Origin of the sequence: Corynebacterium wankanglinii, assembly GCF_013601005.1 — a bacterium.
Classification (GTDB): domain Bacteria; phylum Actinomycetota; class Actinomycetes; order Mycobacteriales; family Mycobacteriaceae; genus Corynebacterium; species Corynebacterium wankanglinii.
In genome coordinates this window covers 184,232-206,366 of the sequence record NZ_JABFED010000004.1, presented here as the reverse complement: position 1 = coordinate 206,366, position 22,135 = coordinate 184,232, and the positions used below count along the sequence as shown (strand labels likewise).

The following is a 22,135-nucleotide window of genomic DNA, read 5'->3' as shown; positions in this document are numbered from 1 at the left end:
ACTGTCGATTTTTATCTCTCCTCCCGTCGTAACAGCAAAGCTGCATACCGGTTTCTGGGTAAAATCCTCAACAACGTGAAGAAGTGGCAGATCCCGCGATTCATCAACACGGATAAAGCGCCCGCCTATGGTCGCGCGCTTGCTCTGCTCAAACGCGAAGGCCGGTGCCCGTCTGACGTTGAACACCGACAGATTAAGTACCGGAACAACGTGATTGAATGCGATCATGGCAAACTGAAACGGATAATCGGCGCCACGCTGGGATTTAAATCCATGAAGACGGCTTACGCCACCATCAAAGGTATTGAGGTGATGCGTGCACTACGCAAAGGCCAGGCCTCAGCATTTTATTATGGTGATCCCCTGGGCGAAATGCGCCTGGTAAGCAGAGTTTTTGAAATGTAAGGCCTTTGAATAAGACAAAAGGCTGCCTCATCGCTAACTTTGCAACAGTGCCTCTGAGCGCCCTTTCCAGTCAGAACCCGCAGGCCGATCTTGCGGTCTGACAGCTCCTTCACCGTGTTGACCAGATGGGCAAGCGATCGTCCGAGGCGATCGAGCTTCCAGACCACCAGCACATCGCCGTCACGCAATGACTTGAGGCAGGCAGTCAAGCCAGGGCGATCATCACGACCGCCGGAAGCAAGATCATCATAGATATTGTCCCGTTCGACACCTGCGGCGCGCAAGGCGTCGTGCTGCAGGTCGAGAGACTGCGAGCCATCGGCTTTGGAGACGCGGGCATATCCGATCAGCATGTATCACAAACGTTGGTTTGAGGCGGCGCTTCGGCCACGATTGCATTGACCTCTGGAAATGTATCTCAACCAGCTTCATAAACAAAGCGTCTTGAACGCTATCAGATTTTGAAAAAGGAACATGTATGCCGCGTCGCGTCACTCTAACCGATCGGCAGAAAGACGCGCTGTTGCGCTTGCCGACTTCACAGACGGATTTGCTCAAGCACTATACGCTGAGTGATGAAGACTTTGGGCATATCAGGCTGCGTCGGCGCGCTCACAACAGGTTCGGCTTCGCCCTGCAATTGTGTGTCCTGCGCTATCCCGGCCGGGTGCTGGCTCCAGGCGAACTGATCCCTGCAGAGGTCATCGAATTTATCGGAGCGCAGCTTGGCCTGGGTGCCGACGATCTCGTAGACTATGCTGCCCGCGAGGAAACACGGCACGAGCATCTTGCCGAGTTACGGGGGCTCTACGGCTTCCGCACCTTCTCCGGACGTGGTGCGAGCGAGCTGAAGGAATGGTTGTTCCGAGAAGCCGAGATGGCGGTGTCGAACGAGGATATCGCCCGTCGCTTCGTAGCCGAGTGCCGACGCACCCGCACTGTCCTTCCCGCGACATCCACGATCGAGCGGCTTTGTGCCGCGGCTCTCGTCGATGCCGAGCGACGCATCGAGACGAGGATCGCCAGTCGGCTGCCTATGTCGATCCGAGAACAGTTGCTGGCATTGCTCGAGGAGACGGCTGATGATCGGGTGACCCGTTTTGTGTGGCTGCGCCAGTTCGAGCCTGGCTCGAACTCTTCGTCGGCCAACCGGCTGCTCGACCGGCTCGAATATCTGCAACGCGTCGATCTCCCCGAGGATCTGCTTGCCGGCGTTCCTGCCCATCGGGTGACTCGTCTGCGCAGGCAGGGTGAACGGTATTATGCCGACGGCATGCGCGATCTCCCGGAGGACAGGCGGCTTGCGATCTTGGCTGTTTGCGTCTCGGAATGGCAGGCGATGTTGGCCGACGCAGTGGTCGAAACCCACGACCGGATCGTCGGCCGTCTCTACCGTGCTTCGGAGCGTATTTGCCATGCAAAGGTCGCAGACGAAGCGGGGGTGGTGCGTGACACCCTGAAATCCTTCGCCGAGATCGGGGGCGCCCTGGTCGATGCACAGGATGATGGCCAGCCGCTGGGCGATGTCATCGCGAGTGGGTCAGGGTGGGACGGCTTAAAAACCCTTGTTGCAATGGCAACCAGGCTGACCGCCACCATGGCCGACGATCCGCTCAATCATGTGCTCGACGGTTATCACCGCTTCCGCCGATACGCTCCACGCATGTTGCGCCTGCTCGATCTGCGAGCTGCGCCCGTTGCACTGCCGCTTCTGGAAGCGGTGACGGCCCTTCGTACCGGTTTGAACGATGCCGCGATGACCAGCTTCTTGCGGCCCAGCTCGAAATGGCATCGCCACCTTCGGGCCCAGAGGGCTGGCGACGCTCGCCTATGGGAGATCGCGGTGCTGTTCCATCTGCGCGATGCGTTCCGCTCCGGAGATGTCTGGCTTACTAGGTCCCGGCGCTATGGCGATCTGAAACACGCACTCGTTCCGGCACAAGCCATCGCGGAAGGCGGTCGTCTCGCTGTGCCATTGCGGCCGGAGGAATGGCTGGCAGACCGGCAAGCTCGCCTCGACATGCGGTTGCGCGAGCTTGGCCGTGCCGCTCGCGCAGGCACGATCCCGGGCGGGTCGATTGAAAACGGCGTTCTGCATATCGAGAAACTCGAAGCCGCCGCGCCGACAGGCGCCGAAGATCTGGTGCTCGATCTCTACAAGCAGATCCCGCCCACGCGCATCACCGATCTCCTGCTGGAGGTGGATGCGGCGACCGGCTTCACCGAAGCGTTCACCCATCTGCGCACAGGAGCACCCTGCGCTGACCGGATCGGGCTAATGAACGTTATCTTGGCGGAAGGGATCAACCTCGGCTTGCGCAAAATGGCGGATGCGACAAACACCCACACCTTCTGGGAATTGATCCGCATTGGACGGTGGCATGTCGAGGGCGAAGCCTATGACCGGGCGCTGGCCATGGTGGTCGAGGCACAGGCAGCGTTACCCATGGCCCGGTTCTGGGGCATGGGCACGTCGGCTTCGAGCGACGGACAGTTTTTCGTCGCTACAGAGCAAGGTGAGGCCATGAACCTGGTCAACGCGAAATATGGCAATACCCCGGGCCTGAAAGCCTATAGCCACGTCTCCGACCAATATGCGCCGTTCGCAACCCAGGTGATTCCTGCAACGGCAAGCGAAGCGCCTTACATCCTCGATGGCCTGCTGATGAACGATGCTGGACGCCATATCCGCGAGCAGTTCACCGACACGGGCGGCTTCACCGATCACGTCTTTGCCGCATGTGCCATTCTCGGCTACCGGTTCGCTCCGCGCATCCGCGACCTGCCATCCAAACGGCTCTACGCGTTCAATCCGTCGGCCGCCCCGGCGCACCTGCGAGCGTTGATCGGCGGAAAGGTCAACCAAGCCATGATCGAGCGCAATTGGCCCGACATCCTGCGCATCGCCGCCACCATTGCTGCCGGGACCGTCGCGCCAAGCCAGATTCTGCGGAAACTCGCCTCCTATCCGCGGCAGAACGAGCTCGCGACAGCCCTGCGGGAAGTCGGTCGCGTCGAGCGCACCCTGTTCATGATCGACTGGATTCTGGATGCCGAACTCCAACGGCGTGCCCAGATCGGGCTCAACAAAGGCGAAGCTCATCATGCGCTGAAGCGGGCAATCAGCTTCCACCGCCGCGGTGAAATCCGCGACCGTTCCGCCGAAGGCCAGCATTACCGCATCGCCGGCATGAATCTGCTCGCCGCCATCATCATCTTCTGGAACACCATGAAGCTCGGCGAGGTCGTTGCAAACCAGAAACGCGATGGAAAGCTGCTATCGCCCGATCTCTTGGCCCATGTTTCGCCGCTCGGATGGGAACACATCAATCTCACCGGAGAATATCGCTGGCCAAAGCCTTAGCGTAGGATTCCGCCCCCTCCCGCAAACGACCCCAAGATGTTCATGGTCTCCCCGATCACTGCCCGGAAATGGGCAGGCCGCTACCGGGAAGAGGGTGAGTTTGGGATGCAGGATCGCTCCAGCAAGCCGCACCGGATCCCAGGCAGGACGCCCGAGCATGTCAAGAAGAAGATCATCAACCTGCGCTGGCGGCTTCGACTGGGGCCAGCCCAGATCGCTGCGCGACTTGGTCTCTCGACGTCGACTGTTCACGCGGTCCTCGTCCGTTGCCGCGTGAACCGCCTCTCGCATATCGATCGTGTCACTGGCGAGCCATTGCGGCGATATGAGCATCCTCATCCGGGATCGTTGATTCATGTCGATGTCACGAAGTTCGGCAACATCCCCGACGGCGGTGGACATCGTTACGTAGGTCGGCAGCAAGGCGCACGGAACAAGCTCGCGACTCCGGGATTACCACGAGGAAAAGATCACAAGCCGCGCACCGGGACGGCGTTCGTTCACACAGTCATCGACGACCACTCCCGCGTCGCATACGCAGAAATCTGGTCGGATGAGCAGGCGAGCACAGCGGTGGGAGTTCTCGAACGCGCCGTGGCCTGGTTCGCCGAACGAGGCGTGACCGTCGAGCGAGTCCTATCCGACAACGGGTCGGCATACAGATCCCACGCATGGAGGGACTTCTGCGCTCGGCTCGGCATCCGACACAAGCGGACACGCCCCTACCGGCCGCAGACGAACGGGAAGATCGAGCGATTCCACCGCACGCTCGGGGACGGCTGGGCCTATGCCAGGTTTTACGGTTCAGAGGCCGAACGACGCCTGGCGCTGCCCGGCTGGCTCCACTTCTACAACCACCACCGACACCACTCTGCGATTGGCGGCGTACCCTTCGACCGACTCAACAACGTCCCTGGACATCACACCTAGAGGCGGCAGGCACACCGCTGCCCTGGGCAGTGCTGTAACGGCAGCGCAACCCCCGCAGCAGCAAAGCCGCTGCTGAAGTACCCAAATTGCACAGCAAATCACACTCACTCACATAAGGAGAACCATCATGTCCAACCCCTTCAACAACGGCACCATCGTCGGCAACGCAGCTCGCGCACCGAAGCTGTTCGAGCACGCAAACGGTGGTGCGACGGTGAAGCTCAGCGTCTATGCGCGCAACACCTTCAAGAACAAGGCCACCGGCAAGGTGGAAAGCGAGATCGTGGAGCTGACCGGCTACGTCCAGGACGCTAAGAACCCCGGCGTATTCGGCTGCATCGGCTCCGGCGATCGTGTCGCGGTGAGCTACTCGCTGAAAACCGACGTCTACACCGACAAGGACGGCCAGAAGCAGTACCCGCTGGTCGCCCGTATCGACACCGTGCAGCTGATCGACTCCAAGAAAGAGTCCGCTGCGCGCGCAGCCCGTCGCGGAGGCGAGGCGGCGAACGCCGCCCTGGCTGGCGCTGACGCCGACAACGACGAAGCACCGTTCTAACAACGACACCCCGCAGGGAAACCTGCGGGGTTATTTTTTCAACTATTTCACGGTGTTGATCCAGCTCTTTCACGGCCTTACCCAACTGAACAAAACCCAACAGCCCTAGCATCAGCTTGGCGATCGGGGTGGAGTCTTTTGAGTAGGTCTGTCCCTCCTTGAGGAACTTCACCGACACTCCTTTGCTGACTAGCTCGTCAACAATGGCGTACAGATCCGTCAGTGAACGCGCGCACCGATCCATCGACGTGACGACAAGCTGATCTCCTGCACGGACATATCGCATTGCTTCATCAAGTCCAGGGCGCTCACGCGATCCACCACTGGCCTTATCCGTGTATTAGGTGAAGACCTTCTCTGCCTTGGGTTGTTCAATCTGACGATCAAGGTTCTGATCTTTCGAACTCACCCGGGCATAGCCCACCTTTTGTCCTGAGATCGCACCCAACTGTTCAGTGATCTCCAGAGGCAGTGACGGTTCTGTTCCGTTAGTCTTGGAACTAACCCTAGCGAACAGGAAGTTTTGTCATTCACAAATTGTTCGCTTGGGGTGTACCCATTTACGCTTTTCAGCTAAAGCCTTGCAGGCTAAAGGTGAGTAAGATTGAGCCTTCCACGTACTAAGGGGGAACGGTGATCGAGACAGTCGATGATCTTAAGGTCGCTCTCAATGTAGAGGACTTGCGGCGAATGAGTAGCGACAAAGTTCTTCACCTCGTCAAGATGGTGCAGAAAGAGGGAGTTAACGAGGCGGTCCTTACGGCGTTACGATCTATCGCGCCCGACACGATGTTCCAGTTTGCCCAGGCGATGGACGATAGTGTCCAAAAGGCTGTTGCCAGCAATGACCGGAGTTCAGACAATCTTTACGCGCAAATAGACACGTCAAAAGAAATACTCCGTCAAATTATTCACAACCCCAATAGTTCTGAGCAGGAACGCCAGGATGCACTTAACCGCCTAGAGCGGTACGACGACAAACTATTTGAACATGAGTTGAACAATAAACGATTCAACTTGGAAGTGTTGAAGGTCAACAAAGAGGTAGTCCTCGGAATTGGAATTGCATTTGGCGCGGCCGGCATGGCCGCAGTTTCTCCAGAAGCCAGGAAATGGCTAGTGCAAAACGGAGGACAGATGGTTGCGAACGTAACCAGGAAAGCGCTTCCCGGCAGTTAGAGAATGTGGGAGGGTTGTCGCTCGCCGCCGGCAGAGTGAGACCACCGATAGGAGAGGGAAGCTGGTCACGCACCACAGCGCCCAAAAGTTGGGAGCGACGCTTTTGCCGAAGGCTGTTTGCCCTGTTTGTGCGGCGATGTCGCGGTTGAGGTCGGTGTACCCAATGGGACATTCGGGAAAACGCAACACTCCACCCCCTGGGGGCGGGTCGGGAATAAAATAGAGATCAAAGCGTTGAACTAGGTGTACGCCAAAATGAAGAACCGGCAAGGAAGGGGGAAGTGGTGCTGTTGCAAAGTTCGGGCGACAGGAAGACCTGCGTGAAATAATCACAGCTATGGGCATCTTCTCCGGTCGGCATTTCCCCCGTGAAATCATCCTGTGGGCGGTGCGGTGGTACTGCCGCTACGGCGTGAGCTACCGCGATCTCGAAGAGATGATGACCGAGCGGGGTGTGCCAGTCGATCACACCACGATCTACCGCTGGGTGCAGAAATACGCCCCTGAGTTGGATAAGCACACTCGGTGGTACCGGCAGGTACCCGACTGGCAGGCCCGGTCCTGGCGGGTGGATGAGACCTATATTCGGGTCGGCGGCACGTGGTGCTATCTCTACCGGGCTATTACCGCCGGTGGGCAGACCCTGGATTTTTACCTGTCCCCAAAGCGTAACGTCGCCGCAGCGAAGCGTTTCCTGGCCAAGACCCTGAGGTCGAACACGATAACCGGGTTCCCGCGGGTGATCAACACCGATAAAGCACCCTCCCTGGCCAGGGCAATCGCCGAGTTGAAGTCAGAGGGAATCTGCCCGCAGACCGTGGAACACCGGCAGGTGAAATACCTCAATAACGTCATTGAAGGAGATCATGGGCGGCTGAAACGGATCCTCGGACCGAAGGGGGCGTTCAAAAATCGGACCTCGGCGTACCGGACGTTGAAAGGGATGGAAGCGATGCACTCATTACGGAAAGGCCAGGGCGCGATGTTTGCCTACGAGCAACCGAACCCGGATGCGGTGATCGTCAGCCGGGTGTTCGAGGCTGCCTGAGAACGCCGACCCGCAGCGAGCATCAAAGGATGAAGACTGGGTCGTCACGGCTCTCCGCCTGAAGTTTGCAACAGCACCAAGGCGCCGTTCGGACGTCGTAGGGGAATAGCGGTGGTGCAGCTCTAGGTGCACTGACATTTCACGGTGCATTTCACACGCCGCTTTGTTGCACATCACCCGTGCTGTTTCGTTGTGCGGTGCAGTGGCACATTGACTGGCTCTTCTGCTGCGCAATTCACTGCGCTGCGTAGTGTCTGCGACATTTCATTAACACGTTGATTGCACTGTGTATTGGGCAGCCATTTCATCGACACGTTTACTGCGCACTCAAATGCCCTGTCACTTTAATGACACGCGAATTGGGCAATAAAGTGGCTCGCCAGTCTATTGACACCCTTACTGCGCAACAGAATGACAACGACATTCTGCCGGCCCTTCTGCGGGCGTCTCTTCTGCACAGCACATGCACCGTCGTGCACGCCGACGTGCTGCGCACTATCTCCGCCACTTAATAGGTCAATTCGCTGCGCAGCGTAGTGACACTTGGCCCCGCTTAGCCGAGATTTCTTCGATTTTCGCCGAATCTCAGCGGTTTAACCGCAGCCGATGGCCTACGACGCCGACGGCACCCTATTAGGCCCGCAGAAGGCCGTACAGGGCAGGGGAGAGCAGTGCTACAACTCCATACCGCCATCACGATCACGCTGCTGTTGCTGCTGGCGGCGCTTCTCGATGCGCTCGCGTGCACGCTGCTGCGCCCCGCCCTTCTTGCCTGAGGTCTGCGACTGCCTGAACAGCGTGTAACGCTCAAGCAACTCTGGGCTGCGATGCAGTTCTTGCACCAGGAACTTCTTATCCAAGTGCTCCAACTGTTGTCCTGACTTCACCGCTTCTTCGATGATGATGGCGGCTTCATCTTCGGCGTCCGTGTGCGCGTTGCGGCGGATCTGATCAGCCTCATCGCGGGCATCCTTGCGCGTTACTGCAGCGTCGCGTGTGGCCTCGTCGCGGATGCTCGTGGCCTCATCTCGTGCTTTGCTGCGGATCGTCTCGGCGTCGCGCTCAGCCTGCTTACGGGCCTCGTCGGTCTTGCGAGTGATCGTCTCTGCTTCGCTGCGAGCTGCGGCTGTAATATCGCCCGCCTTGGCCCGCGCAGTCTCTTCGGCTCGTTCGAGCAGCTCGTCTGCTTGCGCTTCGGCCAGGCCCAACTCCTGCTCAGCATCCTTGCGTGCTTCGCTGCGGATCTCTTCGGCTTCTTGCTCGGCCTTCTCGCGTGCTTCCTTGAGCACACGCTCGGCAACCTCGCGAGCCTGTGCTTCAGCATTCTCCTGTACGCGCTGGGCTGCTTCGCGGGCTTCTTGCGCCTGTTCAAGTTCCTTAGCAGCCTGCTCGCGGTCACGATCAATTGCGTCCATGTCGCGCTGCACGGATCGCTTCTTGACTTCCACATCATCCTCGCGCTTGGCGAGATCGCGCTCCCGGTCTTGTTGCTCGGTGTAGCGGTCGAGGTTGAGTGACTCGTCATGACGTTCGGAGACTTCTAGTTCCACCGGATAGCCGAGCGAGTGCATGTGTTCGCGCAGGCCCCGTTGCGCGTCGATGAACTTCTGGTTACCCGAGATCTGCTTGCCCTTCTTCGGGCCGGATGTGTACCGCACTGAGGTGTCAGTGTTGTACGCGATGCCGGGGCGGCAACGGAGCTTGTCGGGATCTTCGGGCTTCGGTGAGAACGTATCCGCCTGGAACTGGATGTGTGGCGTTGATTCGTCAAAGTTCATATCACCGCCAGCGACTGCGTCGATACCGCCGGGGATGAAGTTTTCTGCAAGCCAGCGCATTGACTCTTCGAGGTACTGCTTTGCTTCCTCGTAGTCGCGGGCGACATAGCGCGGACGTTTCACTTCGCGCCCGTCCACCTCACTGGTGTAGTAGTCGGGGATCTCCTTGCACATCGACTTCGGCAGATACACGACGAACAGCGACGTCTTGAAACTGTTCTTCTGCACGCGCACTCCGTCCATCCGAGGCGTCTACGGCCGCCACAGGGCCGTACAGCCGCTGCCACAAAGATGAACCAATCGAGTCGCGGCGCTACACATTTGCATCAACAGCTGCCGCTGGATCTGCTGCGAGCGGGCGCTCGCGAAACACACGTCGCTGGCGGTGCTCATCACATGCGCTGTCGCGCATATGGCCGCCGCGAGCGTGATACGTCTGCACCGATAGTGTGCTTGTGGCACGGGCCGATATGGAGTGTATTACTCGGACCCGTGTCGTTACCCCCGCAGCAGCATCAACACCGCCTTGTGGCGGATAGCTCGCTGCGGGATTTGGAACACCCTGCAATAACCGCCTGACGGCGGTGCCAGAGTGCAGGGTGTAGCTGTGCGCACCACGTAGGCGATGTCGGTCTTGCCGTTCGGTTAGACACCTTTTGCTCGCAGGCTCGCTGCAGGTGTCTCGATGACGCGGGAAGACGCCGCAAGCGGCGTTTCCACCCGTCATCGGCCCTTACTTTAAGACCGACATACAACGACTGACGCCGTATGTGGTGCGCACAGCGTGGCGACCTGCAGGTTTTGCGTAGGCACCATGTGCGCTTCGCGCATCAACGGGCCGTTTCGGGTAAGGGTCGAAGACCACGTAAAGACCCGAAACACGCAGGTCGCAGCCCCCTTCTGTGTCAAAACCCCTATATATTTGTCGTTATAGGGGTAGAAGGGGGAAAAGGGCATAAGGGGGTGCGACGCCTCCGCTGCGCTCCGGCGCTCGGCATAGCCGAGGCACTGCACCGGGTATTACTACTCGCTGGCGCTCGCATAACCCGGTGCCCGGCGCTGGCGCGCCGCCCCTTACAGCCCCAGTCTCAGACCTCGCTCGCTCGGTCTGGCTGGTGCTGTCTTGCCCTCCGCTTGCGCTCCGGTCAAGATGCCCAATAGTGCAGCTGGCGCTGCACCTTGTGTGATGACCCATGCTCCGCATCACGACACTGCTAGCAATCCGATATATCTTGTTGATATACATTCGGATATGCCAGCATCGATGTGTCGTGTTTGGGTCATCACGAAACGCTCCATAACGGCAAGCCTGCCGAGATGGATATTGGCGTTTCTACCGACGCGGCATAATGCGGCGTCCGCCGCATACCATCTGCCGTCGCGGTCACAACTTCAGCAACATGACTGTTGCTGAAATCTGCTCTGTCCGCGCTGCTGCACGCCCTCAACCCACGGCCACAGCTATCGGCATATCTCGTCGCGCACGACACCATGCCTGCTGCGGCCGCGCATCACAGCAGCGCGACACACCGCCAGCCATGTGGCGGATGATCCAGGCGACGGGGCAGGTGTGTATATGCCCCGTCGCCGATACCGGCGCAAGCATCGTGACAGTGTCACGTGTAGCGGTGCCGCAGCCACCCGCACACACGCGAAAACCCCGCCCTTGCGAGCGGGGTGTGTGGCGACATCAAACGTGACGGCTGTACGTCGTCACGCCGCGTGGCCGTACACACATGAGGTGATTGCGTGTACGGCTAAAGGGTTAGTCGGGTACAACTTCTAGATGCCGCTTCGGCTTACTGCCCTCGGTGCTCTCAGGCGTGTCGCCGTCACCGTTCTCAGGTGTATCGCTGTCCCCTTCGGTGCTGGCGGACTTGTCACCGTCCCCTTCGGTGCTGGCGGACTTGTCACCGTCGAGATTCACCTCGAACTCTTCGGCATACTTGCGCAACTGCGCAAGGCGCTCCTTTGTCGCTTTGTGTGCACGGCGCGCCTCGTTCACGGTATCTTTTGCTTGCTGCTCATCGCGCAGCGCTGCTGCGTAATCGTCTCTGAAAGACATGGTTTGTTCTCCTTGGTTGAATGAACTGTTTATTTGGACTCGGGGCACGACGGTGGAGCGCGCGTGTGTAGTAGCACGGCCATCACCCATCAGCCCTCGCACTCAGTTCAAGACCCAGCCTGACTAGCTGAGCTAAGCGGCGGGATCTCGTCGTAGGCGGGTTTGTCCGCATTAGTGCTTCACACCGCCCAGCACCGTGACGAGCTGCTGGCGCTGCTCATCTGTCAGTTGGGGCGCTGCATTCACGACGGCATCGACGAAGCCGTCGAATAGCTGCGGGGCAGGGCGGCGTGCGGCCGCGAGGTAGGCGTCGAGATCGTCTTGGCGAATCCGATAGGCGGTGCCGAAACGGTGGAATGAAAGACGGCCCTCTTTAATAGCTTTTCGCAACGTGGACTCGGAGCCGACGCCGAGATCGGCGAGTTCCTGCAGCGTGTAAAAGCGTGGCGCGACGGCGGTAGTCGTGTCCTTTTCGGACATAGAAAAACGCTCCTGGGCAGATTGATCTGTCCCGGAGCGGGGTGCTTTACCGGCTTGCTATTCAGGCGGCTTGGAGTGCCGTGCTCAACTCGCTAGAACGGTGGTCTGCCGTCCCATCGCTTTACGGGAGCGCTTACTCCCTACCTGACCGCTTTTGTGGTTGGCAATGCCGTTGCCGACCGGTCTATCTCGTCGGAGGAACCGCTCCTATCACGGTCGAGAGGCTGTCTCTTTATGAATTATCCTCGGGGTTATCCCCCGTATGCGGCTGGCTAAACCAAAAACGAATTAAAACGCCACATACGGTCTGGGGGCCATCGTACGGAATTTATGCGTCGCGCACAATAGCCTGCGACCTAATCTTTACGAATCGAACCGAGCACGTTTCTACACGCCACGTGGCACGGCTGGGGTGTTGTGGTGGGGCAGCTGTTGTGTGGCGGCATGGTGACACGCAAGGGGCGCGCCTTTTTGTGACCTGTGACACGTCTATAGTGTGCTCGTTTCGTAGTTTTGACCTCGTTTCGTAATTTGCCGATCAAAATACGAAAAAATTACGAAACGCTCTACCTGCGGTTTCGTAGAACTACGAAAATCGGAAAACCAAATTACGAAACACGCGATAACGCTGTGACCTGCACAGACACGTCACATTTCGGGGATGTTTCGTAATTTTGCGGCATTTCGACCCAAACCTTTTAAGGGAGAGACACAGACACACATTACGGGCACATGTCTACGACATAGACCGTCCTCATTGAGGGCACGCTGCAGGGGTTGTAGCTATGTGACACGGCCGGGATGCTGCGTCACGGTGACACGCAAGGGGCGCGCCTTTTATGACCTGTGACACGTCTGTAGCGCGCTCGTTTCGTAGTTTTGACCTCGTTTCGTAATTTGCCGATCAAAATACGAAAAAATTACGAAACGCTCTACCTGCGGTTTCGTGATTTCCGCAAACGAAAAGAACAAAACTACGAAACACGCGATAACGCTGTGACCTGCATAGACACGTCACATTTCGGCGGTGTTTCGTAATTTTGCGGTATTTCGACCCAAACCTTTTAAGAGAGAGACACAGACACGCATTGCAGGCACATGTCTACGACACAGAGCGTCCTCGTTGAGGGCACGCTGCAGGGGTTGCAGCTATGTGACACGGGACACAATCGCAATCAAGGTGTCTCTTCTTATTTAGATTTTCTTCAAAAAGTGGAAAAATTACGAAACGAAAACCATTTACGCTGCTCAACGTATGTTTTTGTGTTTCGTAGTTTTGTTCGTTTCGTTTACGAGATTACGAAATGACCCGCAAATACCTACCGTGACCTGCGGTGATGTGTTTCGTATTTTTCTGCGTAATTTCACGTCGCCCGAAGCAGACACCCTGCCGTGTGCTTGCTGCAGGGCTGCGGCCGTCCCTCCATGTGGAGCGTCAGTGTCGATGCTGTAACTTAAACGTACATACATTTGTGGCGCTCTCGTTACGTGTCTGTGCATTGCCGAGCTCTTTACTGTTGTGTGTGGGCGCGCAGCCGTAGTGTCCGTGCCACTCCGAGTAGGGCGCGTCGTACCCCAAACCCATGTTCAATTAAATTCCAATCCAGAGAGGTCTTGCACTGTTGCGGTGCGGTTGTCTTCTTTCTCACCGTATTGGACCCTGCGAAATTAATTGGATACGATAGGCCCATGTTGATTTCAGGTTCCGTTTTCATGCGGCCGCTCACCAGCCGCTAAGGCGGTTTTCTCCCTCCCGCAGGTTAGAAACCGCTCCGGTCCTTTAGCCGGGCGGCCATTTGCCATGCCCGGCTCCGTTTCAACTCCACGGAGCACACCTGATGTCTACATACGGATACGGCCGTCACGAACATGGCCAAAATTTTCTCACAGACCACAAGATCATCAACTCCATCGTCGATCTTGTAAAACAAACCTCCGGCCCCATCATTGAGATCGGGCCAGGAAGCGGTGCCCTCACTCACCCGATATCCCACTTGGGGAGGGCAATAACGGCAGTTGAGGTAGACGCAAAACTAGCTGCCAAACTCACAAAAAAGACCGCCTCGGCGTCGGTCGAAGTGGTCCATGATGATTTCCTCAACTTCCCGTTACCCGCCACTCCCTGCGTCATTGTGGGAAACATTCCCTTTCACCTCACCACTGCCATTCTTCGAAAGTTGTTGCATGCGCCGGCATGGACTGCCGCTGTACTCCTCATGCAGTGGGAAGTCGCTCGCCGCCGGGCCGGGGTAGGTGCAAGCACGATGATGACAGCTCAGTGGTCCCCATGGTTCACGTTTCACCTTGGTTCCCGAGTACCAAGGTCTGCTTTCCGGCCACAGCCAAACGTTGACGGGGGGATCTTAGTGATCCGCCGGGTGGGTGACCCGAAGATCCCGATAGAGCAACGCAAAGCCTTTCAGGCGATGGTGCACACCGTTTTCACCGCCCGGGGACGCGGGATAGGGGAAATTCTCCGAAGGGCAGGGTTGTTTTCATCACGTTCAGAGACACAATCATGGTTGCGCTCGCGAGGAATCGACCCCGCAACCCTACCTCCCAGATTGCACACCAGCGACTGGATCGATCTCTTCCAGGTGACTGGTTCCTCTTCACCGCGCCATCGGCCCATTTCACAATCGGGAAGTAGTCAACGCCCTCCTCAACGGAAAAATCGAGGCCGGCGGCGGTAATCCCCCCACCACCAAAACCGAAATCCACCAGTAGTAGTGAACGACCCATGTTCGTCTACCGTGAGCCGCGTTATGGCAGTGACGTGTTCTCGTCGGGCACAGTCATAGTTCCCGGCGTTGCCAGCGACAGGGTTCTACACCCAGCAGCGGGACCGATCAAAATCACCCGCACGGGGAACGACCCTGCTGGTGGTTTCGATTTTGATGAAAGCGAGGAGACATAGCCCCTCGCCAACTCCCCGTAGCTGGCGAACAGTAGCTCCTGGCGCTGGCGCTCGTTGGTGAGTTTGCGTGCCACATCGAAAGCCTTATCGACTTCCTGGTCCAAGTTGTTGTGAGCCTTGAGCAGAATTGGGTCCATCGATAACGGGTTGTAGTGCTCCGCGAGTGACCGCTGGGGGTGCCGCTCGCGTGCCCGCAGCACCAACTGTCCAGCGTCGATGATTCGCTGCTGCGCCTTCTCATCTAGTTCACACAGAGCTGGTCCGCAGTTGTAGCTCCCGATGTACTCCGAAAAACGGAAAAAATAAATAGTGGGGATACATCAACCTTCCACTTTCCATTCTTCCGGCTCAGAGTATTGAGGGGTCTGGGACCGGGTCCGTAAACCCTTTATGTTTTTCGCGCACAGCGGTTTTTAGCGACGCACCCTATAGGTTTTCCGCAGAACCTATATGTGTTTCTGTGCACCCCCATATGTTGTCTGTTTCTAGCGGTATTTCGTTGTACTTTGCGCATCGAATAGTTATTTATCGACGACACTCCGTCGAGTTCAAGTTCAACGTGTAGCTACGCGTCGGGGCTGCCCAGGTAAGACTCGTTGCCTGGGGTGGAGTCGGCCATGACAAAGGCTCCGTAGTCGGTGACGATCTGGCATCCTGTTGCGGCGGATCAGAATTCGGCGAGCTTAGAGGGATCGTTGCAGCCGAAATTTATCTGGCTGACAGCGGAGGCTGTGTCACGCATAGTTCGTATCGAACCTGTATTCCGATCAGCCGAGCAGGCTCCGATACTGCTTACGTGCCTTCATTGAAGGGATGATTGTCTCCGTTCCGTCATCCCAAAGGAGAACGACGAGCTCAAGTAAGCGCATCGAAGTGTCGAATCCAAGACGGAGCTCTCGTTGAGGATTTTCATCGTCTAGCGGAGCCTGAAAGGCGCAGCCTGAGGTCGCCGCGACTATGGAATCTTCGGGCTCGATGCCGTGCTTGGTCGCGCTCCGTCGGACTTCCATTTTTAGATTGCGTTCTTCAAAGCTTCACGGATCGCCTGCGACCGTGACCAACCGCGGGCAGCGGCATACTTGTCGAGGTTTGCAATCTCCTTGGGCGAGAGTCGGATGGAAATCACTTTTGCCGCGTCGTTGTTACGCGGCTTCCGTCCTCGTCGGCGCAGCGTTTCCACGTCGTAACCGTTTTCGGCTTCAGTTACCCACCTGTCAATTTGCGCCTCGCTCACCGGTTGACCGTTAATCGTTTTCATAGAAACTAATCGTAATACGGAAATCAATGGAACTTCTAGAGGAAGACGGGTTTTGCCTGACGTTCGGTGGAGCTCAAATTCAATGTGTGCTTCACAAATGGGCTAGCTGAATGCGGTAACCTGTCAGGCCCTAGTAATTTTGGTGACGTTCCACCGAAATCACAGCCGGGGCCGGCGTCTCGTCGACTTCAACTCCGAGCGCCGCTTCTTCGCTTCGAGACGGCGCCGCACTGAGCCGCGCGTCGGCTTCGTTTTCCGCCGCGGGGGAGGCGGCGGGGCGAGCGCCTCGCGCAACAGGGCGGCCATGCGTTCCCGCGCCTCGGCGCGGTTGCGGACCTGCGAGCGCTGCGTCGACACGCTGACGGTGAGCACGGTGCCGTCCAGGCGGTGTTCGAGGTTGTGGAGGGCGCGGCGGCGTTGGTCGTCGGAAAGCGATGCGCATTCCGCGATGTCAATGGAGAGCTGAACCTTGCTGTCGGTGGTGTTGACGCCCTGGCCGCCCGGGCCCGACGCCTTCGCAAACCGCTCCGTCAGATCCACGGCGGCGATAACGAGGCCGCCGGGGATGCCCGGGCCGGGCGCGATGGTCAGATCCTGCATGCCGCCCACCTTACGTATGCGGGTGGTCTGCACTGAACCCGCTGGATCGGGGTAGAGCGGAGCTCGTCGCCAAGCAAACCGCTCTACCGCTGCGGCAGCACAACCTCGGGGTACTTGCGCACGTAGCCGATTGCGATGATCACGAGCGCCGCCACCGCGCCGATGACGGTTTCCGCGGTGCGGGCCAAAAGCATCGGGCCGACTGGTGCGGTGTCGACCACCTGGATCATCAGCAGCGCGGTCGGGGTGATGAAGCTGGCGGCGATGGTGTAGTTGCGGGTGACGTACATTTCGGTGAGGTACTGCAAAATAACAATCCACACCACGATCTGCCAGCCCTGCATCGGGTGGGACAACAGGAATCCGGCGACCGCGATGCCGGTGAGGGTGCCAAGCACACGCTCGATGGCCCGGTAGTACTGCACTTTGAACCGCGAGTTCACCAGCGGGGCGACAGAGGCGACCATGGCCCAGTAGGAGTGCGACAACGGGTCGAACACCGTCACCGAAATCAGCCCTAAAACACCGGCGAGCAGCGGGGAGAAGAAGAACCGGCGGGCCTCCACTCGCAGGCGTCGCCACGGCACGCGCCCCGCGTCTGGGGCGCGCTTGGGGTGCTCGGATTCCTTCGCGTCGCCGCCTGGGCCTTCTCCGATGAGGTGTGAAAGCTGGCCCAGCCCCAGGCAGAGCAACGCCGCGCTGCCGGCGATGGCGAAAGCGAGCAGCGGGTGGACCGGATTATTCAGGGAGCCGACCGCCGCCACCGAGAAGATGACGAACACCGACCCGGTCGGCTTCATGTCAGCGGCCAGCGCGGTGGTGGCCCATGCGGAAGAAACAAGGGAGGACACCACAATGAGCACCCACGGGCTGACATCCAGCCACGCCATGGTCGCACCCAGCGTCACCGACAACGTCAGCGCGACGCCCGCCAGGATTTGGTGCCTCAGGCGGGTCATGCGCGTTGTGTGCCTGCCGTAGACGCCCGTAAACGCGCCGAAGTTGGCGTAGATGGCCAAATCCAGCCGCCCGATTGCAAGCAGGGCGAACATGGGCAGCGCCACGCCGAGCGCGGTGCGGAAGGCGGGGATGTGGTCGCGCCGGGCGGGGCCCATCTGGAACAGCGGGCTGAAGTGGTGCAACCTGGTCCTCCTTTGTTCGCTTGTGCTCGCTTTGCTTTTTCGGCGCTGCTGGGCCGTGCAAGTCTATCGCGGGGCGTGCAGAAGCGAAGCGGGCGAGAGCGACACTCGTGTCCTTGATCTATCATGGCGCGGTCATCGCAGTCAGCCGAAGGAGTTTTCGCCGCAATGTCTCACCCGGGACAGTATTTTTTCGCGTCCAGGAACCAGCCCAACTACGCGTGGTGGAGGCCGCTGGCGGAAATCATCGTCGCCGCCGTGCTCACCGTCGCGTTTGTAGCGGTCATCGATTTGTCTTTGCAGGCGGCGGGGGTGGATACCACCGGCGGCGCCGCCGACAAGTACTTCGGTTACGGGTCGGTCGTGGTCGAGATCTTGGCGGTGATTCTCGCGGTGCGGTTCGTCGGGCGCAGGCCGGTGGCGTCGGTGTGTTCGGGTCGCCCGGGCACCAAAGCATGGGTGCCGCTCGCCGCATACGCGCTGGCGTTCGTGGTCATCGCGGCTGTCATGGGAGCGGTCGGCGTGTTCGGGTACGGCGCGTCCTGGGGCCAGGTCTTCGGCGGGGTCGGCACCGATTTGCCGGTGGAGATGGTTGCAATTGTGCTTGCCGCGCTCGCGGAAGAAATGGCGTTTCGCGGTCTCTTTCTTCAGGCGTTCACGGCGTGGACAAAGCGCCCGGTCGCCGGTGCGCTGCTCGCGGCGCTGCCATTCGTTGCAATGCACCCGCAGGCGTACGGCTCTCCGGTCTCATTCGCGCACTATTTCCTCGACGCGCTGCTGTACGCGCTGCTGGTGTGGGCGTTCAACAGCATTTGGGTCGCGGTCGCGGTGCACGCGGCGTGGAACACGTTTGGTTCGATCCAGGCGCTCGGGATGCCTACCTCGGCCGCTGTCCTCGTGGCGAGTTTTGCAGCGTCGGCGCTAGCTACTGCAGTGGTCATCGGGGTGTTGCGGCGCGTGGCTACGCCGCAGTCGCACTTGCCCGCCTCGGCCTGACCTCGTTGTACTGTTGCTTTGCGACGCCCCTTCGGCCCACACCCCAAACAATTCCGCACCGCCGAGGGGCGCCCGGTGCGGCGGGGCTGGAAAGGGTGGTGCTGTGATTCGCAAGGCAACGGTGGGGGATGCGGAGCTCGTCGCAAAGCTATTGCGCGACTTCAACACCGAGTTCGACACCCCGGTCCCTGACAACCTGGAGCGCAGATTCGCGGCATTGCTTGCGCGCGAGGACGTGATGGTGGTCCTCGCGGGCGAGGTCGGGTTCGCCTACCTCACGCTGCGGCCCAGCCCGTACTACGACGGCCCGGTGGCCATGCTGGAGGAGCTCTACGTCGCGCCCGCGCAGCGTAACCAGGGGATCGGCACCTCCCTGATGCGGCGCGCGTTGGAGGAAATCGAGGGTGCCGGGGAGATGCAGATCAACGTCGACGAGGTAGATGCCGATGCCCGGCGGTTCTACGAGCGCCACGGGTTTACCAACATCGAGCAGGGCTCGCGCATGTTGCTCTACATCAGGGAGCTGCACGACGCCCAGGGATAGGGAATACTTAACCCTCATGACGAGTAGGAACCAGGCAGAAATAACGCAGACCGTGATCCTTCCGCAGTCGAAGGACGCGTTTTTTCTCACCCTCGGCTTCAAGGAGGGCGGGGAGCAGGCGGCGCTGGAGGCGCTTTCTAGCCTGTCCAGCCTCACCAACGGCGTGGGGTTCCGCTACCCGGAGGCGCACCTGACCGCGGTGGCCGGCATCGGCGCGAAGATGTGGGACCGCCTGTTTGCGCTGGATAAGCCGGAGCACCTGCACGAGTTCGTGGAGCTGCAGGGCGCGAAGCACCACGCCCCGTCCACCCCGGGCGATGTGTTCTTCCACATCCGCGCCGACCAGTACGACGTCGCCTTCGAGCTGGCGCGCCGCATCAACGCGATCGTGGAGGACGACATCGACTACTACGACGAGGTCCACGCCTTCCAGTACCAGGACTTCCGCGATCCGCTCGGCTTCGTCGACGGCACCGAAAGCCCCCGCGGCCGCGAGGGTGTCGAGGTGGCCATCATCCGCGACGGCATCTGGGAGGGTGGCAGCTACATCGTCGAGCAGAAGTACGTCCACAACCTGAAGTCCTGGAACGAGATGACGGTTGAGGAGCAGCAGGAGGTCATCGGCCGCACCAAGCACTCCGACTTGGAGCTGGACAACAAGGCACCGAACAGCCACGTTGCCGTCAACCAAGTCGAGGACGAGGACGGCAACGGCCTGGAGATCGTGCGCAACAATCTCTCGTTCGGTGACGCGCTGGGCAAGCAGGGCACCTTCTTCATGAGCTACGCCCGCGACCCGCGCGTGACCGAGGTGATGCTGCGGCGCATGTTCATCGGGGAGCCGGAGGGCAACTACGACCGCATCCTGGACTTCTCCGAGGCGCTGACGGGCTGCAACTTCTTCGCCCCGCCGCGTGTGTTTTTGGACCACTGCGCCGACTACGCCCACGAGCACCTGCGTTCCGAGGGCGGCGGGGAGCCGAACCAGCCTGCGATCAACCTGCCGCAGGGCAAGGCCGTCTTCCCGGACCGCGCGGACGTGCCCACCTCCCACAACGCCGAGGACGTCGCGGCCGCGAAGGCGCGTTACGACGAGGCGCTACGCGGGCAGCAGTAGCCTGACGACGAGCCCACCTTCGGTCCGCGCCGCCAACTGCAGTGAGCCGCCGTGGGCCTTTGCAACGGCTTTCACCAGCGCGAGGCCGAGCCCGTGTCCCGCTCCGGCGGTCCGGCGGGCCCGGGTAAATGGCTCGGTCCAGGTGGCCACCTCGACCGGGTCCAACACGTCGCCGCCGGAGGAAACGGTGATTTCGGCGCTGCCGGGGGTGCGCCGCAACGCGAGGTTGGCGGTGCCGGGCGCGCCGTGGACGACGGCGTTGCGCACCAGGTTGTCCACGGCCTGGCGGACCAGGGTGGGGGAGGCGACCACGGTGAGCGGCTCGGCGTCAACGGGGACGCCGTGGGCTGCGCCCGCCTCGCGGCACAGGGCGGCCAAGTCGACGGCGTCGCGGTCGCGGACCTGCACGTTGGCCAGCTGCAGGAGCGAGGACACGGTTGCGGCGTTGCGCGCGTTGACCTCGCGGATCTGGGTAACGGCGGGGCGCAGGTCTGCGTCTTCGCCGCTCAGGGCGACGTCGGCGACGGTCTGGATGGTAGCGATCGGGGTCTTCAGCTCGTGGGAAGCGTTGGCGGCGAAGCGGCGCTGGCGTTCCACGGCGTCGGCGAGCTCGTCGAGCATGGCGTTGAGGGTCTCGGCCAGCTCGCCGACTTCATCGTGTGGGCCGAGGTAGTCGATGCGGGCGGAAAGGTCGCCGCGGGTCACAGCCCGGGCATCATCCGCGATCGAGCGCAGCGGGGTGATTACAAGCCCGGCCACGAACCAGCCCACCACCCCGGCGAGCGCGGTGAGCAGCGCGAGCGCCACCAGGGAGGCGGTGAGGACGCGGCCGAGGATCTCGTCGGCCACCGGCACTGCGCCGTCGATGACCACCCCGTCTTCCGTTCCGGGAAACGACGCCACCACCGGCACCGGGGTGAGCTTCAGGTACGCGTACACCAGCCCGATGAGCGCCAAACCGACGCCGAGCACGGTGGCCACGAACATCACCGTGATGCGGGCGCGCAGACTCAGCCTCATCGCGCATCCTCCGCGACGTAGTAGCCGGCGCCGGTTACGGTGTGCACGATGCGCGGCTCGCCCAGCTTCTTACGCAGGTGGGACACCGTCACGCGCGGGGAGTTGGTGAAAGGGTCGGCGTTTTCGTCCCACGCCTCCGCGAGCAGGTCCTCGGCGGAGATCACCCCACCGCCTGCCTCCATGAGCACCCTGAGCACTGCGAACTCCTTCGGGCTCAGGCTCACCGGCTCGCCGCCGCGGGTGACCTCGCGCCGAAAGGTGTCCAGGCGCACGTCCCCGCAGCGGTACACCTCGCCTCGCGCCGGCGCGTTGCGCTTGGCCAGGGCCCGCACGCGCGCGACCAGCTCCGGCATCTCAAACGGTTTGGCCAGGTAGTCGTCGGCGCCGAGGTCGAAGCCCTCGAGGCGGTCGTCCAGGGTGCCCGAGGCGGTGAGCATGATCACCCGTGTGGCGGGCTGCGAATCCACAATCCTGCGGCACACCACGTCGCCGTGCACCCCGGGCAGGTCGCGGTCTAAGACGACGACGTCGGGCGGCAGCTCGTCGATACGCTCGAGCGCTTCGTAGCCGTCGTAGGCGACACGGGTTTGCATGCCGGCCCGCGCCAGCCCGGTGGCGATGGCGTCGGCCAAAAAGGCCTCGTCATCCACGATCAACACCCTGATTGTCATGGTGGCGATGGTAAACGCCGCGATGTTGCGGCGGCGTAAACACGCGCGTTAATGCTGGCGCAACA

The 22,135-nt window shown here is 60.2% G+C and carries 18 protein-coding genes and 3 pseudogenes; 10 read left to right on the top strand and 11 right to left on the bottom strand.

Features of this window, described 5'->3' with window-relative positions; genetic code table 11:
- Positions 1-405, top strand: a pseudogene (locus tag HMA55_RS07410) (IS6-like element IS26 family transposase); the annotation flags it as partial.
- Here the strand turns inward: HMA55_RS07410 and HMA55_RS07405 are convergent.
- Positions 351-758, bottom strand: a complete 408-nt coding sequence (locus tag HMA55_RS07405; RefSeq protein ID WP_012360777.1) for a recombinase family protein — start codon at positions 756-758, stop codon at positions 351-353. The pseudogene HMA55_RS07410 and the gene HMA55_RS07405 overlap by 55 nt on opposite strands.
- Positions 759-883: 125 nt before the next feature.
- On the opposite strand from HMA55_RS07405, the gene HMA55_RS07400 reads away from it, so the two are divergent.
- From HMA55_RS07400 to HMA55_RS07390, 3 genes and pseudogenes are all read left to right on the top strand, one after another.
- Positions 884-3,769 carry a Tn3 family transposase gene (locus HMA55_RS07400; RefSeq protein ID WP_011116984.1) on the top strand — a complete coding sequence of 962 codons (2,886 nt, stop codon included), beginning with the start codon at positions 884-886 and terminating at the stop codon, positions 3,767-3,769.
- A 39-nt stretch (positions 3,770-3,808) separates the two neighbouring features.
- Positions 3,809-4,699: pseudogene (locus HMA55_RS07395) on the top strand (IS481-like element IS5564 family transposase); the annotation flags it as partial.
- Positions 4,700-4,826: 127 nt separating this feature from the next.
- Positions 4,827-5,258: a single-stranded DNA-binding protein gene (locus HMA55_RS07390; RefSeq protein WP_042406442.1), complete on the top strand. Its 432-nt coding sequence runs from the start codon at positions 4,827-4,829 to the stop codon at positions 5,256-5,258.
- Between the two features lie 148 nt (positions 5,259-5,406).
- On the opposite strand, the pseudogene HMA55_RS11555 reads toward HMA55_RS07390, so the two are convergent.
- A pseudogene (locus HMA55_RS11555) lies at positions 5,407-5,544 on the bottom strand (recombinase family protein); the annotation flags it as partial.
- Positions 5,545-5,891: 347 nt separating this feature from the next.
- On the opposite strand from HMA55_RS11555, the gene HMA55_RS07380 reads away from it, so the two are divergent.
- Both HMA55_RS07380 and HMA55_RS07375 read left to right on the top strand, forming a co-directional pair.
- Positions 5,892-6,437: a hypothetical protein gene (locus HMA55_RS07380; protein ID WP_052333762.1), complete on the top strand. Its 546-nt coding sequence runs from the start codon at positions 5,892-5,894 to the stop codon at positions 6,435-6,437.
- A gap of 337 nt (positions 6,438-6,774) precedes the next feature.
- Positions 6,775-7,485, top strand: a complete 711-nt coding sequence (locus HMA55_RS07375) for an IS6 family transposase (RefSeq protein WP_181192413.1) — start codon at positions 6,775-6,777, stop codon at positions 7,483-7,485.
- A 674-nt stretch (positions 7,486-8,159) separates the two neighbouring features.
- Here the strand turns inward: HMA55_RS07375 and HMA55_RS07370 are convergent.
- The 3 genes from HMA55_RS07370 to HMA55_RS07360 form a co-directional block, all read right to left on the bottom strand.
- Positions 8,160-9,506: an ATP synthase F0 subunit B gene (locus tag HMA55_RS07370; protein WP_040693938.1), complete on the bottom strand. Its 1,347-nt coding sequence runs from the start codon at positions 9,504-9,506 to the stop codon at positions 8,160-8,162.
- 1,522 nt (positions 9,507-11,028) lie between these two features.
- Entirely contained in the window at positions 11,029-11,328 is a 300-nt protein-coding gene (locus HMA55_RS07365; RefSeq protein ID WP_024058949.1) for a hypothetical protein, read from the bottom strand.
- A 171-nt stretch (positions 11,329-11,499) separates the two neighbouring features.
- The gene (locus HMA55_RS07360; RefSeq protein WP_024058948.1) at positions 11,500-11,808 is read right to left on the bottom strand and encodes a helix-turn-helix domain-containing protein; all 309 of its coding nucleotides are present in this window, start codon (positions 11,806-11,808) and stop codon (positions 11,500-11,502) included.
- A 1,838-nt stretch (positions 11,809-13,646) separates the two neighbouring features.
- Here HMA55_RS07360 and erm point away from each other — a divergent pair.
- Positions 13,647-14,501 carry a 23S ribosomal RNA methyltransferase Erm gene (erm, locus tag HMA55_RS07355; protein WP_016456425.1) on the top strand — a complete coding sequence of 285 codons (855 nt, stop codon included), beginning with the start codon at positions 13,647-13,649 and terminating at the stop codon, positions 14,499-14,501.
- Positions 14,502-14,571: 70 nt separating this feature from the next.
- Here the strand turns inward: erm and HMA55_RS11500 are convergent, their stop codons facing one another.
- The 4 genes from HMA55_RS11500 to HMA55_RS07340 all read right to left on the bottom strand — a co-directional run bounded on the left by HMA55_RS11500 (position 14,572) and on the right by HMA55_RS07340 (position 17,725).
- Positions 14,572-14,979, bottom strand: a complete 408-nt coding sequence (locus HMA55_RS11500; RefSeq protein WP_456236827.1) for a type IIL restriction-modification enzyme MmeI — start codon at positions 14,977-14,979, stop codon at positions 14,572-14,574.
- Between the two features lie 758 nt (positions 14,980-15,737).
- Positions 15,738-15,983 (bottom strand): CopG family ribbon-helix-helix protein, encoded by a 246-nt coding sequence (locus HMA55_RS07350; protein WP_181192412.1) that lies wholly within the window; start codon positions 15,981-15,983, stop codon positions 15,738-15,740.
- Positions 15,984-16,142: 159 nt separating this feature from the next.
- Positions 16,143-16,583, bottom strand: a complete 441-nt coding sequence (gene arfB, locus HMA55_RS07345) for an alternative ribosome rescue aminoacyl-tRNA hydrolase ArfB (RefSeq protein ID WP_181192411.1) — start codon at positions 16,581-16,583, stop codon at positions 16,143-16,145.
- Between the two features lie 83 nt (positions 16,584-16,666).
- Positions 16,667-17,725 carry an FUSC family protein gene (locus tag HMA55_RS07340; RefSeq protein WP_181192410.1) on the bottom strand — a complete coding sequence of 353 codons (1,059 nt, stop codon included), beginning with the start codon at positions 17,723-17,725 and terminating at the stop codon, positions 16,667-16,669.
- 165 nt (positions 17,726-17,890) lie between these two features.
- Here HMA55_RS07340 and HMA55_RS07335 point away from each other — a divergent pair, with 165 nt between their 5' ends.
- From HMA55_RS07335 to HMA55_RS07325, 3 genes are all read left to right on the top strand, one after another.
- Positions 17,891-18,718, top strand: a complete 828-nt coding sequence (locus HMA55_RS07335; protein ID WP_181192409.1) for a CPBP family intramembrane glutamic endopeptidase — start codon at positions 17,891-17,893, stop codon at positions 18,716-18,718.
- Between the two features lie 103 nt (positions 18,719-18,821).
- Positions 18,822-19,262, top strand: a complete 441-nt coding sequence (locus HMA55_RS07330; RefSeq protein WP_181192408.1) for a GNAT family N-acetyltransferase — start codon at positions 18,822-18,824, stop codon at positions 19,260-19,262.
- A 16-nt stretch (positions 19,263-19,278) separates the two neighbouring features.
- Complete coding sequence (locus HMA55_RS07325) at positions 19,279-20,379, top strand: Dyp-type peroxidase (protein WP_181192407.1); 1,101 nt, start codon at positions 19,279-19,281, stop codon at positions 20,377-20,379.
- On the opposite strand, the gene HMA55_RS07320 is transcribed toward HMA55_RS07325, so the two are convergent.
- Positions 20,362-21,399, bottom strand: a complete 1,038-nt coding sequence (locus HMA55_RS07320) for a sensor histidine kinase (RefSeq protein WP_181192406.1) — start codon at positions 21,397-21,399, stop codon at positions 20,362-20,364. The two genes, HMA55_RS07325 and HMA55_RS07320, sit on opposite strands and share 18 nt — an antisense overlap.
- On the bottom strand, positions 21,396-22,070 hold the full coding sequence (locus HMA55_RS07315) for a response regulator transcription factor (RefSeq protein WP_181192405.1): 675 nt from the start codon (positions 22,068-22,070) through the stop codon (positions 21,396-21,398). The genes HMA55_RS07320 and HMA55_RS07315 overlap by 4 nt, the downstream gene beginning before the upstream one ends.
- Positions 22,071-22,135: the final 65 nt, after the last annotated feature.